The 14,753-nt window shown below is 68.3% G+C and carries 14 protein-coding genes; 7 read left to right on the forward strand and 7 right to left on the reverse strand.

What is annotated here, in order from left to right; translation table 11 throughout:
* Positions 1-9: 9 nt before the first annotated feature.
* A complete protein-coding gene (locus tag ACFVTE_RS13595) occupies positions 10-699 on the forward strand; it encodes an acVLRF1 family peptidyl-tRNA hydrolase (RefSeq protein ID WP_387101163.1) in 690 nt (229 codons plus the stop codon).
* Between the two features lie 99 nt (positions 700-798).
* Here ACFVTE_RS13595 and ACFVTE_RS13600 read toward each other — a convergent pair whose 3' ends face one another.
* From ACFVTE_RS13600 to ACFVTE_RS13620, 5 genes are all read right to left on the reverse strand, one after another.
* A complete protein-coding gene (locus tag ACFVTE_RS13600; RefSeq protein WP_190602686.1) occupies positions 799-1,122 on the reverse strand; it encodes a 2Fe-2S iron-sulfur cluster-binding protein in 324 nt (107 codons plus the stop codon).
* A gap of 10 nt (positions 1,123-1,132) precedes the next feature.
* Positions 1,133-2,446 (reverse strand): NAD(P)/FAD-dependent oxidoreductase, encoded by a 1,314-nt coding sequence (locus ACFVTE_RS13605; RefSeq protein WP_387101165.1) that lies wholly within the window; start codon positions 2,444-2,446, stop codon positions 1,133-1,135.
* Positions 2,439-3,728 carry a cytochrome P450 gene (locus tag ACFVTE_RS13610; RefSeq protein WP_387101167.1) on the reverse strand — a complete coding sequence of 430 codons (1,290 nt, stop codon included), beginning with the start codon at positions 3,726-3,728 and terminating at the stop codon, positions 2,439-2,441. Before ACFVTE_RS13610 ends, ACFVTE_RS13605 begins: the two co-directional genes overlap by 8 nt.
* 161 nt (positions 3,729-3,889) lie before the next feature.
* Positions 3,890-4,642 (reverse strand): IclR family transcriptional regulator, encoded by a 753-nt coding sequence (locus tag ACFVTE_RS13615; protein ID WP_387101169.1) that lies wholly within the window; start codon positions 4,640-4,642, stop codon positions 3,890-3,892.
* Between the two features lie 20 nt (positions 4,643-4,662).
* A complete protein-coding gene (locus ACFVTE_RS13620) occupies positions 4,663-6,423 on the reverse strand; it encodes an FAD-dependent oxidoreductase (protein ID WP_387101171.1) in 1,761 nt (586 codons plus the stop codon).
* 133 nt (positions 6,424-6,556) lie between these two features.
* On the opposite strand from ACFVTE_RS13620, the gene ACFVTE_RS13625 reads away from it, so the two are divergent.
* The 6 genes from ACFVTE_RS13625 (at position 6,557) to ACFVTE_RS13650 (ending at position 11,852) form a co-directional block, all read left to right on the forward strand.
* A complete protein-coding gene (locus ACFVTE_RS13625; protein WP_387101173.1) occupies positions 6,557-7,342 on the forward strand; it encodes an IclR family transcriptional regulator in 786 nt (261 codons plus the stop codon).
* 105 nt (positions 7,343-7,447) lie between these two features.
* On the forward strand, positions 7,448-8,209 hold the full coding sequence (locus ACFVTE_RS13630; RefSeq protein ID WP_387101175.1) for an SDR family NAD(P)-dependent oxidoreductase: 762 nt from the start codon (positions 7,448-7,450) through the stop codon (positions 8,207-8,209).
* Between the two features lie 68 nt (positions 8,210-8,277).
* On the forward strand, positions 8,278-9,960 hold the full coding sequence (locus ACFVTE_RS13635) for an FAD-dependent oxidoreductase (protein ID WP_387101177.1): 1,683 nt from the start codon (positions 8,278-8,280) through the stop codon (positions 9,958-9,960).
* A gap of 1 nt (position 9,961) precedes the next feature.
* Positions 9,962-10,291 carry a Dabb family protein gene (locus tag ACFVTE_RS13640; protein WP_387101179.1) on the forward strand — a complete coding sequence of 110 codons (330 nt, stop codon included), beginning with the start codon at positions 9,962-9,964 and terminating at the stop codon, positions 10,289-10,291.
* 10 nt (positions 10,292-10,301) lie between these two features.
* Complete coding sequence (locus ACFVTE_RS13645) at positions 10,302-11,696, forward strand: MFS transporter (RefSeq protein WP_387101181.1); 1,395 nt, start codon at positions 10,302-10,304, stop codon at positions 11,694-11,696.
* Between the two features lie 27 nt (positions 11,697-11,723).
* A complete protein-coding gene (locus tag ACFVTE_RS13650; protein WP_387101183.1) occupies positions 11,724-11,852 on the forward strand; it encodes a hypothetical protein in 129 nt (42 codons plus the stop codon).
* A gap of 103 nt (positions 11,853-11,955) precedes the next feature.
* Here the strand turns inward: ACFVTE_RS13650 and ACFVTE_RS13655 are convergent, their stop codons facing one another.
* Positions 11,956-12,771, reverse strand: a complete 816-nt coding sequence (locus tag ACFVTE_RS13655; protein ID WP_387101457.1) for a GNAT family N-acetyltransferase — start codon at positions 12,769-12,771, stop codon at positions 11,956-11,958.
* A gap of 115 nt (positions 12,772-12,886) precedes the next feature.
* On the reverse strand, positions 12,887-14,674 hold the full coding sequence (gene aspS, locus ACFVTE_RS13660; RefSeq protein ID WP_387101185.1) for an aspartate--tRNA ligase: 1,788 nt from the start codon (positions 14,672-14,674) through the stop codon (positions 12,887-12,889).
* Between the last annotated feature and the right edge of the window lie 79 nt (positions 14,675-14,753).

The following is a 14,753-nucleotide window of genomic DNA, read 5'->3' on the forward strand; positions in this document are numbered from 1 at the left end:
AAACCGGCAATGTCAGGCAGCCGTCCGGAACACGGACATGCGGCGCAGGGACGCGCGGCGTCCACCAGGACCGCGTTCGTCCCCGGCGCGCGGCTGGCCGGCTGGGTGGAACGCTTTGCCGCCAGCCACGGTGACCTTGACTGTGAGGACCACGACGACGGCGTGCGGCTGGCCGCCGCGGACGGGGCCACCGCCCTGCTGGTGGCCCCGTGGCCCGACGACGGACGCCCGGGGCGCGGATCCGGCCTAGTGGAGCGGCTGGCATCGCTCGCTTCCCAGCCCCGCACCGTGGGCCTCCTCCTGGTCCGCCGCGGCGGATACGGGGTGGCCGTGGCCAGCGAGGGGATCATCCTCGCCGCCAAGACCGGTTCCAAGTATGTGCAGTCCCGCACTGCGGCCGGCGGCCAGTCGCAGCAGCGGTTCGCCCGGCGCCGCGCCAACCAGGCGGACGCGATGGCGGAGGCGGTGGCGGAGCAGGCGCGGCTGGTGTTTGCCGGCCAAGCGTTCGAGTACATCCTCCCGGGCGGCGACCGCGCCCTGGCCGACGACGTCCTGGCACTGCCTGCCCTGAAACCCTGGGCAGGCCTGCCGCGCCTGGCCTACCTCGACGTTCCCGATCCCCGCGCCGCCGTCCTGAAGAAAGCCGCGGCGGACGCCTGCGCGGTGCGGGTGACGGTCACCGACCCGCCCGGGAGGTAGCTGCGCTGCGGGGACCCTGCCCATTTCGACGGTTCCCCGCCCACTAGACGTTGCGCAACGTCGTGCGGGCACGGCACCGTCGAAATGGAGCGCAGCCGCCTACTCTTCCGGCGCCAGCGTCACGGTGACCCCGTTGAGGTCCCGGCTGAAGCCCACCTGGCAGGAGAGCCGCGAGCCGCATTCCCGGTAGCCTTCGGCCTCCACGAGCAGCTCGAGTTCGTCCTCGCTGCGGTCCTCGAGGGTGTCGAAGACCTCCTGCTCCAGGAACACGTGGCAGGTGGCGCAGGAGGCGGTGCCGCCACAGGATGCCAGGACGGGGAGGTCGTTGTCCCGCAGGGCCTCCATCATGCTCTGGTCCGGCTCCCACTCGAGGTCATGGGTGGCGCCTTCGCGGTCGACGACGGTCAGTTTGTTGTTGCTCATGCCGGTTTCCTTAGGATCGGGCTGCCGCAAGGTCAGCGGCTGCATGGTTGGGTGTGCCGAAGACGGCTTCGGCGAGGGGTATGGCGGGGTCCGCTGCGAGCACCGGGTCGATCCGGGCTCCTTGGGCTATAAGCCGTTTGGCCGCACGGAACTCGGCCAGGTTGGCGATGGTGTCGACGGCGGCCAGGGCGCCGTCGCGGAGGTATGCCACGGAGAATTTGCCACCGGCGGGTTCGCCGCGGACGATGACCTCGTCCTCGGGATGGCGGACGCCGGCAGTCTGCAGCCGGACACCGTGCTGGACGGTCCAGAACCACGGAACTTCCGGTTCGGCCGCTGCTTGACCGGTGATGTGCGCTGCCACCCTGTCTGCCTGCGCCAGCGCGTTCTGGATGCACTCGAGCCGCTGGCTGGCGCCGTCGATGGGACTGGTGAACCGCGTGACGTCCCCGCTGGCGTAGATGGCGGGATCGGAGGTCATGCCGTCGCCGTCCACGAGGATGCCGTCCCGGCACTCGATGCCGGCGTCCGCGGCCAGCTCCTGGTTGGGCAGGACGCCGATGCCGGCGAGGACGACGTCGGCGGGAAAGGCGGTGCCGTCGGCGACGGTCACGTTCTCGGCCCGTTCCGCGCCGTCGATCGACGTGACCGCAGCGCCGAACACGAACCGGACCCCGTGCCGCCCGTGGAGCTGCTCGAAGTGGCGCGAGACCGGGGCTGACGTTACCCGGCTCATCACACGGTCCTGGAATTCGAGCACCGTGACTTCGCAGTGCTTCGCCGCCGCTGCGGCAACCTCCAGTCCGATGTATCCGGCACCGATGATGGCCACGCGGGCTCCCGGCACCAGCAGCCGCTTGAGTTCGAGGGCATCGTTTCGGGTCCGCAGGGAGCGCACTCCCGGAAGTCCGGCCCCCGGCACGGTGAGGGGCCGCGCCCGTGAACCCGTGGCGATGACCAGCCGGTGGTAGGCCTGCCGCGTCCCGTCAGACAGCAGCACGGTCCGGCCGTCCCTGTCGATGGACTCCGCGGTGACGCCGGCAAGCCGGGCGATGCCCTTCTCCGCATAGAACTTCTCCTTGCGGAGCAAGGCCGGGTCGTCGGGGGCGCCGTCCTTCAGGAGTTCCTTGGAGAGCGGCGGCCGTTCATAGGGCAGACCGCTCTCGGAGTCGATCAGCAGAATGCCGCCTTCCCAGCCGCGGGCGCGGAGGCCCGCGGCGACAGCGACGCCGGAGTGTCCCGAGCCGACGATGACCACCGGGTCCTTGGCCCCTGCCGGCGCTTGTGTGTCTGCCCAGCCCTCTGTGTCTGCCCGACTATGCATTGGTTTCCTCCAGAACTACGTGCAGGTGCTCGGGGCCGGAGTTCGTCAGGTTGTTGCCGCGCACGTACTCGATGGGCTTGTCCGGGTGCAGCCTCAGCGAGGCCAGCTTTTCCGCAAGCAGCTTCACGGTGACCAGGACCTCAAGCCTGGCGAGGGGCGCGCCGAGGCAGCTGTGGACGCCGTGCCCGAAGCCGAGGTGGCCGTCGGTGTTGCGGTCGATGTCGAAGCGTTCGCCGTCGGGGTACCTGCTGCTGTCCCGGTTTGCGGCGGCGGGCAGCAGCCGGACGATGGCGCCGGCGGGAATCGTCACGCCGGCAACCTCCACCTCCTCCGTGGTGATCCGGCTGGCCCGCTGGACGGTGCCGCGGTAGCGCGCCAGTTCCTCGACGAAGAGGTTGCCGTCGACCGGATTCCGGCGGATACGGTCCAGCAGGTCGGGGTGTTGGCTGAAGATCCGGAAGGCGTTGGCCAGCAGGATGGTGGTGGTGTCATGCCCTGCGACGAACACGAAGGCGCACAGTTCCTTGGCTTCCTTCTCGCTGAGAAGGCCTTCCTTCCACATCCGGGCGATGTGTCCGCCGACGGAGTCGCTCTCCTCGCGGTACAGGCGCTCCATGGTGTCTTTGAGATAGGCGAAGAACTCGAAGGTGCTTTGCTCGTCGGTGCCGGTGCCCTGGGCGTTGCGGGCCAGCCGGCCGAAGTAACTGAAGGTCTCGTCGGACCAGAATTTCATCTTCTCGAAGTCCTCGGCCGGAACGTCCAGCAGGGCGCTGATGGTGGACATGCTCAGCGGAATGGCGTAGTCGTCCACGGCGTCCCCGCCGCCTGCAGCGAGCATCGGCGCCAGGTACTTTTCGGCGTTCTCCCGCACCCGGTCCTCGAACCGCGCGATGGCTTTGGGGGTGAACGCCTGCGCCACCACTTGGCGGAGCCTCGTGTGGTTGGGGGCGTCGAACAGCGTCAGGAACGTCAGCGGGACCGGGTCCACAACCTGTGAGGAGAAGACCTTCGGTGCCCGCATTGCCCGGCGGACGTCGTCGTACCGGGAGATGAACCAGACATCCGATACCGGCGAATGGGCACGGAGCACCGGCGCGTTCTCGCGCATCCACTGGTAGTGGCGGTAGGGATCGCCCTGGGTCCCGTCGTCCACCACTTTGAAGGGCGCCAGGCCCTCCGGCCAGTCAAGTTCGTGCGAATACGGGGGCAGCGGCCTCTGTGGCACCGCGGTCGGGGACAGTGCGGAGACCGGGGGTGTTGCTGTCAGTGGGCAAGACATCATCGTCCTTCTTTCCGGTTGGCTTCGGCGTCATCGGATGTGATCCGCCTCTCACTCCACAGTGCGGGATCCGCTGCGCCCGCCCCCACAGGTCTTCCGTTCATCGGTTGCGAATGTCTGCCGGCCGGCCGGGCCGGGCGGATTCAAGCCGCCAGGCAGTACAACTAAGCGGATTTCAGCGCGCGGGAGATCCCGTGCGCAGCGGTCAGCAGGGCGGGGACGATCAACGGAACCGCCGCCTCCTGCCGCGGCACGATCGCGTTAAGCGCCGCAGCGATCGTGTTCCCGGGCCCGAAGACAGGCACCGCGATGCCCGTCCATTCGGTGACGCCTATGCCGGCCAGGGCCACGTAGCCGCGCTGCCTGATCTCGGCCAGGTGCCTGCGGATAAGCCCAGGATCGGTGATGGTCTCGGGGGTGACGGCCTTCAGGGGCTCCGCGAGTACCCCCGCTTGGACGGCCGGCGGCGAGAACGCCAGCAGCACCAGGCCGGACGAGGCGGCGTGGATGGGCATCCGCTGCGCAATGTGGGCTGCGTCCAGGCTGGAGTGCGGCGAGGAGAGGCGCTCCACGTACAGCACCGTCCCATGGTCCAGAACGGCCAAGGTGGTGTGCTGGTGGACCGCTGCCTGCACATCCTCCATGAACGGCAGCGCCAGTTCGCGAAGGTTCAGCGCACGGGAGCTCCGGGCAGCGAGCTCCCACATCCGCATCCCGGAGCACAGGTTCCCGTCCGGCAGCCGCTCGATCAGTCCGTGCAGGACCAGGTCATCCACCAGCCGGTGCGCCGTGGTCAGCGGGAGGCCGGCACGGCGGGCGAGGCCGGAGAGCGTCATGGCCGGCAGGTCCCGGTCAAAGGCGCCCATGAGCCGCACCACGCGGCTGATGACAGATTCCCCCGAGGGCGAGTTCGCCATGGCGGTCTCCGGCCCGGCGCCTAGCGGGGCACCGCGTTGGCTGGCCTCGACCCGGCGTGGTCTCCCGTCCGGTCGGGGCGGCGCTCACCCGCAAGCCTGGCGATGTCGCGTCCGGCACGGTAGCCGAACACCAAAGCCGGCCCGATGTGGGAGCCGTAGCCGGGATACCCGCCGCCGAAGACGCTCACCGCGGCGGCGCCCACGGCCAGGAGTCCGGGAACCACCGACCCTTCGGCCGTGACCACCTCGGAGTTTTCGTTGACGCCGAGGCCGGCGAACGTGCCCAGATCGCCCACTTGGATCTTCGCCGCGTAGTACGGGCCCTTGCCCACCGGCGCGAGGTTCGGGTTCGGCTTGTGCTCGAGGTCGCCCCGGAAGTGGTTGTACTGGGTGGAGCCGCGGCCGAAGGCAGGGTCCTGGCCGCGCTCAGCCGCCGGGTTGAATTCAGCGACGGTGGCTTCCAGCCCGGCGGCGTCGATGCCGAGCTTGCCGGCCAGTTCAGCAAGGGTGTTCCCCTTAACCAAGTAGCCGGTCCGGTAGAAGTAGCCGCGGGGCATAGGCCACGGTTTGGCGTAGCCGATGCCGTATTTGTGCATGGTTTTCGCATCGCCGATCACGTAGCCGAAGGTCCTGTCCTCGTCCTTGTTGTGCTCGATCATGGCCCCGCCGAAGTCGTGGTAGCTCAGGGCCTCGTTGCCGAAGCGCCTGCCGTGGCGGTCGACGGCGATCAGCCCGGGGAGGCCGATGGCCCGCAGGTGCGGAAACAGCCGCTGTTCGCCGCTGAGGTATTTGAAGACTGTCACCGGGGCCCAGGAGCCCACGCTGAACACGGAATCGTCGATGTAGCCTCCGGCTCCCATCGCCAATGTGGCGGCGTCACCGCCGTGGCCCACGGTGGGCGTGAAGTGGTCGTTGCCGCCGGCGTCGTGCGGGAAATACCGCCGCCGCAGTTCCCTGTTGCCGGAAAAACCGCCGGCGGCGAGGATGACGCCGGCCCGCGCGGTGACGGCGACGGCGCGCTCTCCGCCGATGACCGCACCGGTGACGGTCCCGTCGTCGTCCCTGGTGAGGGACAGCGCCGGTGCGGACTTCCACAAACGGACGCCCAGGTCGTCGGCACTCTTGACCATGCGGGTCATCAGGGCGTTGCCGTTGGAGCGCAGGACCGGACGCTTGTAGCGGGCGGCATCGGCCCAGGTGCGAAGCAGCTTCTTGGCAACGTAGATAAAGGATTTGACCGACTGGTTCACGTGGAAGAACTCGTTGATGTCCGGCCCCACCTGCGGCATGTAGCCGAAGACTGTGTAGGAACTCATGTACGGCTGCATCAGGAGCCGCTTGTCCCCCAGCACGCGTGCGTCCACATCCTGCGGCAGGATGGCCCGGCCCGACAGCTTCGCCCCGGGCAGGTCCATCTGGTAGTCCGGGGCCTTCTCCGGATAGGTGAATTTCACGTCGGTTTCGTTTTCGAAGAACGAGATCGCCTCGGGGACGGTGTCCAGGAAGTTCCGTACCCCGGCCTCGTTGAAGGTCTCGGGCGCAAGGTGCTTGAGGTAGGTCTCGGCGTCGTCGCGGGTGTCGCCCTGTGCCACGCCGCGCCTGTTGCCGGGGACCCAGGCCCAGCCCGCCGAAATCGCTGTGGTTCCGCCGAAGTACTGTTCCTTCTCCGCGACGATCACGCTCATTCCCTGCGAGGCGGCCTTCAACGCCGCGGCCATCCCGGCCACGCCCGAGCCGATGACGAGGACGTCACAGACCGCCGTCTTTGCGGTTTCTGTCATGGTTCCTGCTCCGTTCTGCCTGCGGGCCACTCCTGTGCGGCGGCAGGCGTTGACTGACAAACCCCCAGTAGACCCGCGGGCGCTGCCGCCCGGGAGGAGGATTACCATTGAGCGGGAATCGACAGGAGGAACAGTGGCCAACTCCGCATCCGGCGAGTCGATCATCGGCCGGTTCGTGAAGATCGTGAGCGCCTTCGATGACCGGCACCCCGCCATGAGCGTTGCCGAGCTCGGGCGCCGCACCGGCCTGCCGGTGACCACCACCTACCGCCTGGTCAACGACCTGCTGCTCGAGCGGCTGCTGGAACGCGAGTCCGGCGGGGACATCCACATCGGCACGCGGATGTGGGAGCTGGCGTCGCGTGGCTCGAAGATGCTCGGTTTGCGGGAAGCCGCCCTGCCGTTCATGGAGGACGTCCAGGCCGTGGTGCAGCACTCCACCACGCTGGGCATCCTCGACTCCGACGAGGTGCTGTACATCGAGCGGCTCGGCTCGGACAAGACCATCGTGGACATCACCAAGATCGCCGGCAGGCTGCCGGTCCATGCCACGTCCTCCGGACTGGTGCTGCTGGCACACTCCCCCGCCGCGTACCAGGATTCTTTCCTGGCGCGCCCCCTGACCAAATTCACCGAGACCACCCTCACTGAGCCGGCCGCGCTCCGGCGCCACCTGGCCGAGATCCGGCAGCGCGGCTTCGCTGCCATGCCCGGGGTAATCGTGCCCGAGTCCAGCGGCATCGCTGTACCGGTCTTCGGCCCCGACAACACGGTCCGCGCCGCGCTCAGCGTGGTGGTGCCGCGCAACGAGGAGAACGCACCCGCCCGGGTGCCCGTCCTGATGGCGGCGGCCCGCGGGATCTCGCGCGCCCTGGGCTGGCGGGGCGAGCTGAAAGGAACGCTCCGGCAAAGCCACTGAGGGCGCTTTTGCCGTTCATCGGTAATCGTGTGGTTCCGCTCACAGGTCCCCTGCCACGCTGGCTGGGAAGCAGCGACGAGGCTGCAGGATCACGAGGAGCACCACATGAATCACATCCAGAACCGCGTGGCCGGAAAGACGGCCATTGTCACCGGAGGCCGCGGAGACCTCGGCAGCGCCACCGCCGCCCTCCTTGCCGAACACGGTGCGAAGGTCGCCAGCCTGGACGTTGCCGGCATCCCGGCCGCCGCTGCCCACGAAAACATCAGAGAGTTCGACGTCGACGTCACCAGCGAGGCCAGCGTCGCCGAGGCCATCCGCCGGGTCGGTGACGAACTGGGCACGCCGGACGTCCTGGTCAACGCCGCCGGCATCATCGGCCCGGCAGGCGCGTCGCACACCGCGTCGACGGCCGATTTCGACACGATTTTCAATGTCAACGTCAAGGGCGTCTGGCTGATGACCAAGCACGTGGTGCCCGGCATGATCGAAAAAGGCACCGGCAGCATCGTCAACTTCTCCTCCATCCACGGCCTCACCGGCGGCCGGAACGTGCCGCTGTACCACGCCACCAAGGGCGCCGTGCGGCTTCTGAGCAAGTCGGACGCCGCTGCCTACGGCGGCTACGGCATCCGGGTGAACTCCATCCACCCTGGATCCATGAACACCCGGATGAGCCGCCGCTCTGCGGAGCAGTCAGAGATCGGTCCCGAGGCCTACTACAAGCAGCTGGTGGGCTCCAATCCGCTGCCTCGCCAGGGTGAACCCGACGAGATCGCCTACGGCGTGCTCTACCTGGCCTCGGACGAGTCACGCTTCACCACGGGTTCCGAGCTGGTCATCGACGGCGGCTACACGGCTGTGTGACACCGCCCCCCCAGCAGCACCCAAACTGCGGCCGCACGCATCATCTTCCTTTTGAAAGGCAACACCCCATGAAATTCGTCAACGGCACCCCCGCGAAAACTTACGACGTCGTCGTCGTCGGCTCCGGTGCGGGCGCGCTCACCGCGGCAGCCACCGCCGCCCGCGCCGGCAAGTCCGTCGTCGTCCTCGAAAAGAGTGACCTGCTTGGCGGGACCTCAGCCGTGTCCGGCGGCATGCTGTGGGTGGCGGACAACCACCACGCGCGGAAGGCCGGGATCACCGATTCCAAGGCAGCGGCCGCGCAGTATGTCCGCGCCGTCGCCCGCGGCAGGGGCCGGGAGGAACTGCTGGACGCGGCGCTGAACTACGGCGACCAGATGCTCCGCTTCGTCGAGGGGGAGTGCGGCGTCCGCTTCATCTTCCTCGACAACTTTCCCGATTACCGGCAGGATCTCCCTGGCGCTATGACGGGCGGACGCACCGTGGAACCCGAGCTGTTCAACAGCACCGAAGCCCTGGGCGGCCTCAGGGAGCACGTGCGCAGCGACGGCCGTGCCCCGTTCACCATGCAGGAATACGAGGAGTGGGGCGCCTTCACCAAATTCCCGTGGGAGGAACTGGCCAGCCGGCAGAAGGACGGCCTGGTCGCCAAGGGGCAGGCGCTCGTTTCGATGCTGCTCGCCAGTCTGGTCCGCGACGGGGCCGCCCTCGTCACGGGGGCACGGGCGCACCGGCTGCTCACCGACGGCCTGCCCGCGGACGGCGGCCGGGTGACCGCCGTCGAACTCGAAGCCGGCGAAGTGTTCCAGGCCCGCGACGGCGTGGTGCTCGCGACCGGCGGCTTCGAATGGGACAGGGCACTGGCCGACTCCATGCTCGCGTCCCGGCTCTACACGATGTGCTCCCCGCCCTCGAACACCGGCGACGGGCTGCGGATGTCGCAGCGCATCGGGGGCCAGACCCGCGGCACGCGCGAGGCCTGGTGGGCGCCGATGTCCGTCACCGGCGACACCCGCGACGGCCAGCCGGTGGGCACCCTGCTCCGGTTCGAGCGGCAGGGCCCGGGGTCCATCATGGTGAACCGCCACGGCCGCCGCTTCGCCAACGAATCCCAGAACTACAACGACCTCGCCCGCAGCCTGCAGTCTTGGGACTCCGCCGCCAACCACACGCTGAATACGCCGGCGCACGTGATCGTGGACCACGGCTACCTGGAGCGCTACGGCATCCTTGCCCACCGAGCCGGCCAGCCGATGCCGGACTACCTGATCGAGGCGCCCACCCTGGCGGACCTCGCCGCGAAGATCAACGTTCCCGCCGAAAACCTGGAAGCCACCGTGGCCCGGTTCAACGGGTTCGCGGCCAGGGGCGAGGACCCCGACTTCGGCCGCGGCGAAAGCGCCTACGACAAGTACTGGGGCGACGCCGATTGCCCGTGGCCGAACCCGTCGCTGGGCCCGCTCGAGTCCGGGCCGTTCTATGCGCTGGAGGTGGTGAACGGCGCCTTCGGCACCAACGGCGGCGTGGCCACCGACGGATCAGCCCGCGTGCTCGACGTCGACAACCGCCCCATCCCGGGCCTGTTCGCCGCCGGCAACACCACCGAGAACGCCTACGCGGCAGGCTATCCCGGAGCCGGCGCTACCCTCGGCCCCATCATGACCATGGGCTACCTCGCCGGCTGCACCCTGGCCGGCAAGTCCCCGGAGTACCAGTCACCGGTGGTCGAGCTTGTCGAGGTGGGTGCCTGAGATGATCCGCCACACCGTGCTCTTCCAGTTCAAGCCTGACTTCCCGCCGGCCGACCGGCAGGCCTGGATTGACGGGCTCAACAACATGGCCGGAAACATCCCCGGCATGCTCAGCCTCAGCCATGGCCCGGACGTCCTCAACACCGAGCGCTCCTTCGACTACGCCATCGTGGCCGACTTCGAAAGCGTCGAGGACATCGCCGTGTACAACACGCATCCGCTCCACGAGCCGCTGAAGGCGTACTCGTTCCCCAACAGCCGGCAAATCCTCGCGGTGGACTTCCACCTCCCGGACACCGCGCCGGCAGCCATTGAGACAACGCAGTCTTAAGGAGATTCCCGTGACCACTTCCCCATCACCCCAGGTTCCCCAGCAGGTTACTCAGCAGGTTCCGCGGAAAACGCCGCGCAAGGCCGCCCTGGCGTCCTTCCTCGGCAGCACGCTGGAGTACTACGACTTCTTCATCTACGGCACCGCCGCAGCACTGGTGTTCCCGCACCTGTTCTTCCCCTCCGCGGACCCTGCCATCGGCCTGATCGGCGCCTTCGCCACCTTCGGCGTCGCGTATGTGGCCAGGCCGGTTGGCGGTCTGGTGATGGGCCACTTCGGCGACAAGTTGGGACGCAAGAAGATCCTGCTGCTGACCCTCGGCATCATGGGCCTGGCATCCCTCGGCATCGGCTTCCTGCCCACCTACGAGCAGTTGGGTGTCTGGGCGCCCATCCTGCTGGTGGCGGGCCGGCTGGCGCAGGGCTTCTCCGCCGGTGCGGAATCGGCGGGAGCTTCCACGCTGACGCTGGAACACTCGCCCGAAGGCAAACGCGGATTCTTCACCAGCTTCGTGATGACCGGCTACGCCTCCGGCATGGTGCTGGCCACCCTGGTCTTCATCCCGGTGACGTCGCTGCCCCGGGACGCCATGATGGGCTGGGGCTGGCGCATCCCGTTCTGGCTGTCCATCGTGGTGCTGGCCATCGCCTACTGGGTGCGCACGCACCTGGACGAAACACCGGTCTTCGAGGAGGCCCAGGAACGCCGCCAAGTGGCCCCGATGCCCCTCAAGGAAGTCCTCCGCTTCCAGGCCCCGGATGTGCTGCGGGTGGCGGGAATGTCCATCATGTCCGTGATGCAGACCATCTTCACCGTGTTCGGACTCGCCTACGCCACGTCCGGCGCCGGGTTTGACCGGGCCTCCATCCTGACCGTGAACGCCGTGGCCATTGGCCTGTCCATGTTCGCCATGCCGCTGGCGGCCAGGCTGTCGGACCGCATCGGCCGCCGCCCCCTCCTGTTGACCGCCGCGATCGGCTGCTCCGTCACGATCTTCCTGTACTTCCTGGCGCTCTCCTCCGGCAGCATCGTGCTGGTGTTCCTTGCCGCGTTCCTGAACATGACAGTGCTGTACTCGGGCTTCAACGGCGTCTGGCCGGCGTTCTTCGCCGAACAGTTCGCAGCGCCCGTCCGCTACTCCGGCATGGCGCTGGGCAACCAGTTCGGACTGGTCCTGGCCGGCTTTGGGCCGATGATCGCCGGGATGCTGCTGGCCCCCGGCGCCTGGGGCTGGGTGCCCGTGGCCATCTTCGGCACCGTCTGCATGCTCATCGCCGCAGGATCCGCGTTCTGGTCCCGCGAGACTGCCGCGACGCCCATCGCCGAACTCGGCGGCCCGTACCTGGCAGGGACCGCGCGCCGGCGGCAGGCCGAGGCACGGCAGCCCGCCCTCCAGCAGCGCTGAGCCCAAGCCGCCCGGAAGGAAATGACCATGACGCAACACACCAGCCGCGAACTGCAGTCGGAAGCAGGGCACTCGGGGGACAGCCAGGACGCGTTCGACGGCGAGCTGGTCACCGCCCCGTGGCTGGGCCTGCACTATGTGACCGAGACCCCGTAACACCCCGCGGCTGCCGCTCCGTTTCGACGGTTCCCCGCCCGCAAGACGTTGCGCAACGTCGAGCGGGCAGGGAACCGTCGAAACGGCGGGATGGAGGGGCGGTTCAGCAACCGGTCAGGGATCGCCGCGGCCGCTCCTGCCGGTAGTAATAGCGGGACACCTCAAAGAACCCTGCCCGGGAGTACAGCTTCCGGGCAGCGCTGTTCGACGCCATCACCAGCAGCCAGTAGCCGTCCAGCCCTCTCGCCGCACCGGCGCTGAACAGGGCCTGCTGTACCCGGGTGGCGTACCCACGGCGCCGGGCATCGGGCCGGGTGGCCATGCAGTACAGCCCGCCCCAGCTGCCTGCCCTGCTGGGCACAATGGCAAGGCGTCCGACGGCGGCCGGGCCGCCGTCGTCGTCCCTCACCAGCGCGTACAGCGCCGGGCAGGCGGTGAGGATGGCACGCGCGGTCTCCAGTTCCGCGGCGCCGCCGCGGCCGTCCACGGACCACCACAGGTCCAGCCATTCCGCCGACGGATACTCAGTGATTTCGACGCCGGCGCCCAATTCCGGGGCCTCCCCGCCGGCCGCAAGGGCAAAGTCAGCATCGGGCGCCGTATCAGCAGCACGCACCATGATCAGCGTTACGGATTGCCGGGTGAAGCCTTCCTCGTCCAGGACGGCGTTCAGCGCGGAGCTGCCGGGAGTATCGAACACCTGGAAGATCACGGGCAGCCGGCGGTTGCGGTACCAGGCCCGGGCATCCCGCAGCGCGGCGAGCCACTCGTCCCGCGTGCAAAGGGGCTCCGAACGCGGCCAGATGGAGTTGGCACGCTGTGTGACACCGTGAGCGGCACGGAGAACCCAGCCGCCGGACAGCTCCCGGTCCGGTGCAGGCCAGGCCGCATCCATGGCGGACTCCAGGTCAGGCAACATGGCCACGGCACTCCTTCGTCAACGGCAGGAGGCTCCCCCGATCTGCGGTACAGATCCGGGGAGCCTCCTGCTCCTGGTTAAGCCTTGCGATAGCTCACGCGTCGAGCCGCGAGGCTTAGTCGGCCTTCTTCTCTTCCGGCTTCTTGGCCTCGGGCTTGAAGTCGACGCCGGCCTCCTTGCGCTGCTGCGCGGTGATGGGCGCCGGGGCATCGGTCAGCGGATCGTGGCCGCCGCCGGACTTCGGGAAGGCGATGACGTCGCGGATCGAGTCCACGCCTGCCAGCAGCGCCACCACGCGGTCCCAGCCGAACGCGATGCCGCCGTGCGGCGGGGCGCCGTACTTGAAGCCTTCCAGCAGGAAGCCGAACTTCGTCTGGGCATCGGCCTTGTCCAGGCCCATGAGTTCGAAGACGCGCTCCTGGACTTCGCGTTCATGGATACGGATGGATCCGCCGCCGATCTCGTTGCCGTTGCACACGATGTCGTAGGCGTAGGAGAGCGCGGACTCCGGGTCCTGGTCAAAGCTGTCCAGGAATTCGGGCTTCGGCGAGGTGAAGGCGTGGTGCACGGCGGTCCACTGTCCGGCGCCGACGGCCACATCGCCCGACGCCACCGCGGCAGCGGCGGGTTCGAACATGGGGGCGTCAACCACCCAGCAGAAGGCCCAGGCGCTGGGGTCGATCAGGCCGGTGCGGTGCCCGATCTCAACGCGGGCAGCGCCGAGCAGCGCACGGGACGGGGTCTTCTCGCCGGCGGCGAAGAAGATGCAGTCGCCGGGCTTGGCGCCCACGGCGTCGGCCAGGCCGGCGCGCTCGGTCTCGGTGAGGTTCTTGGCCACGGGACCCGCGAGCTCGCCGTCCTCCTTGTAGAGGACGTAGGCCAGGCCCTTGGCGCCGCGCTGCTTGGCCCATTCCTGCCAGGCATCCAGTGCACGGCGGGCCTGCGAAGCACCGCCGGGCATGACGACGGCGCCAACGTAGGGAGCCTTAAAGACCCCGAAGTTGGTGTCCTTGAAGAACTCGGTCAGCTCGGTCAGCTCCTGGCCGAACCGCAGGTCCGGCTTGTCCGAGCCGTAGCGGGCCATCGCGTCGGCGTAGGTGATGCGCTGGATCGGCGTCGGGATTTCAACGTCGATCAGCTTCCAGACGGCCTTCACGATATTTTCGCCGATCCGGATGATGTCGTCCTGCTCGACGAAGCTGGCCTCAATGTCGAGCTGGGTGAACTCGGGCTGGCGGTCGGCGCGGAAGTCCTCATCGCGGTAGCAGCGGGCGATCTGGTAGTACTTCTCGAACCCGCCCACCTGCAGGAGCTGCTTGAACAGCTGCGGCGACTGCGGCAGCGCGTACCAGGAACCCGGCGCCAGGCGGGCGGGGACCAGGAAGTCACGGGCGCCTTCCGGCGTCGAACGGGTCAGGGTGGGCGTCTCGATTTCGACGAAGCCCTCTTCGTGCAGCAGCTCGCGGGCAACGCGGTTGGCCTCGGACCGGAGGCGGATGTTGCGGCTGGGGCCGGGGCGGCGCAGGTCCAGGTAGCGGTGCTTGAGCCGGGCTTCCTCGCCCACTTCCACGTGCTCGTCGATCTGGAAGGGCAGGGCGTCGGCGGTGTTGAGGATGACCACCTTGTCCGCCATGACCTCCACCTCGCCCGTGGCCAGGGCAGGGTTCTCGTTGCCTTCCGGGCGCTTGGAGACCGTGCCGGTCACCTGGAGCACGTATTCGTTGCGCAGCCCGTGGAAGACCTCTTCCTCGCGGACCACCACCTGCGCCACGCCCGAGGCGTCACGCAGATCGACGAATGCGACACCACCGTGATCACGACGGCGGCCAACCCAGCCTGCCAGGGTTACGGTTTGTCCAATGTGCTCGGAGCGAAGTGATCCGAGGTCATGTGTGCGCAGCACAGCATTCCTTTCAGAAGGAAGACAGAATGAAGTTCAAATAGGATCGTTGCGGAAACGGTCCCGTCCGAGTTTACCCGTT

Source organism: Arthrobacter sp. NPDC058097 (genome assembly GCF_042884885.1).
Taxonomy (GTDB): Bacteria; Actinomycetota; Actinomycetes; order Actinomycetales; family Micrococcaceae; genus Arthrobacter.

Bases quoted from the DNA above. Each gene is read 5' to 3' on its own strand.
- ACFVTE_RS13595 (WP_387101163.1), top strand. From the start codon at position 10: ATGTCAGGCAGCCGTCCGGAACACGGACATGCGGCGCAGGGACGCGCG.
- ACFVTE_RS13600 (WP_190602686.1), bottom strand. From the start codon at position 1,122: ATGAGCAACAACAAACTGACCGTCGTCGACCGCGAAGGCGCCACCCAT.
- ACFVTE_RS13605 (WP_387101165.1), bottom strand. From the start codon at position 2,446: ATGCATAGTCGGGCAGACACAGAGGGCTGGGCAGACACACAAGCGCCG.
- ACFVTE_RS13610 (WP_387101167.1), bottom strand. From the start codon at position 3,728: ATGATGTCTTGCCCACTGACAGCAACACCCCCGGTCTCCGCACTGTCC.
- ACFVTE_RS13615 (WP_387101169.1), bottom strand. From the start codon at position 4,642: ATGGCGAACTCGCCCTCGGGGGAATCTGTCATCAGCCGCGTGGTGCGG.
- ACFVTE_RS13620 (WP_387101171.1), bottom strand. From the start codon at position 6,423: ATGACAGAAACCGCAAAGACGGCGGTCTGTGACGTCCTCGTCATCGGC.
- ACFVTE_RS13630 (WP_387101175.1), top strand. From the start codon at position 7,448: ATGAATCACATCCAGAACCGCGTGGCCGGAAAGACGGCCATTGTCACC.
- ACFVTE_RS13635 (WP_387101177.1), top strand. From the start codon at position 8,278: ATGAAATTCGTCAACGGCACCCCCGCGAAAACTTACGACGTCGTCGTC.
- ACFVTE_RS13640 (WP_387101179.1), top strand. From the start codon at position 9,962: ATGATCCGCCACACCGTGCTCTTCCAGTTCAAGCCTGACTTCCCGCCG.
- ACFVTE_RS13650 (WP_387101183.1), top strand. From the start codon at position 11,724: ATGACGCAACACACCAGCCGCGAACTGCAGTCGGAAGCAGGGCACTCG.
- ACFVTE_RS13655 (WP_387101457.1), bottom strand. From the start codon at position 12,771: ATGTTGCCTGACCTGGAGTCCGCCATGGATGCGGCCTGGCCTGCACCG.